At 59.2% G+C, this 1,151-nt stretch carries 1 pseudogene; it reads left to right on the top strand.

Features of this window, described 5'->3' with window-relative positions:
* Positions 1 to 797 precede the first annotated feature (797 nt).
* Positions 798 to 1,070: pseudogene (locus PYR71_RS30630) on the top strand (transposase); the annotation flags it as partial.
* Positions 1,071 to 1,151: the final 81 nt, after the last annotated feature.

The following is a 1,151-nucleotide window of genomic DNA, read 5'->3' as shown; positions in this document are numbered from 1 at the left end:
GCCGAGCGCGGACAACCCCCAGACCAGCATCACTATCCATGGTGTGCCCTACACGGCCACTCTGGGGCCATCAGGCAGGGAGAACGACATTTACCTTTTCCAGCAATAGGGTGGAGATGGATCGAGCAATAGATGCCAGTCGTTCTTGAAAAAACACCCAAACCGTTGAGAGAGAATCCGTTTTTACGCGGCCACGTGCAGCGCGCCAACCCAGATGAGACGATCCCCAGTGCCCGGGGCAACATCGAATGTGCACGTCGCCAGTCTTCCTTCAAAACGTTGACGTTTGGGCATCCCAAGAGGCGACGGTGTCGCATCTGAAGTGTAGACAGATACGGATGCGGGAAGAGCCTCGGGGGCGAAGGAGGCTGGCGCGGTCGCTGAAGTGCTTAGTGCCGTCTATGACGGCCTATCCTTTGCGGGTTCTACTATGGCTTCAGGCCCGGACGAAACCCGCCCATGGCGCCGGATGCATTTCATACGGCGATCATGAACCAACGTGTGAGTTGGGTGCTCGATGCCGACCCCGTATCCTGCAACTATCAAACTATGCCTGCGGGCGGGTGCCGCGGTGGACCGACTTGTTCATCACGCAACGATCTTCGAAATGAACGTCGAAAGCTATCGACGACGTTCCGCCATGGGGGTCAAACGCCGGCGCGGCAGGCCAGCCTCATTCGCGACAATCAAAGGCACCGCACAGTTTGTCGCGCGCATTGCCTCGCCTGAACTGCTCCCTGAGAATGGGTTATTGCCTCATCTAAATTGCTCCCGCCGAATCAACCTCGGGAGCTGTGATGAGGAAGGTCAGCATGGCGACACGTGCGGAATTGGTGGCAGCGATCAGTTGTCGCTATGTGTTAGGCGGGCGGGCCGAGAAGGCGAGGATGTTAGACGAGTTCGTGGCGCTCACGGGCTTTCATCGCAAGCATGCGATGCGACTGCTGCGAGGAGAACGCAAACCGGCGAAGGGTGGTCCTCGGCCAGGGCGCCGGGTTTACGGCGACGACGTGCGGGCAGCGCTCGTCGTTGTTTGGGAGGCGTCGGATCGAATTTGCGGCAAGCGACTACACCGTAAGCGGCAAGCTGAGACCGTTCAGCGCGCGTAATTCCACGGCATGAGTGCATCGAGATCGCTGCTCGACCAGCCG

Source organism: Rhizobium mulingense, assembly GCF_029194105.1.
Taxonomy (GTDB): domain Bacteria; phylum Pseudomonadota; class Alphaproteobacteria; order Rhizobiales; family Rhizobiaceae; genus Rhizobium; species Rhizobium mulingense.
This window is presented reverse-complemented; position numbering and strand designations above follow the sequence as displayed.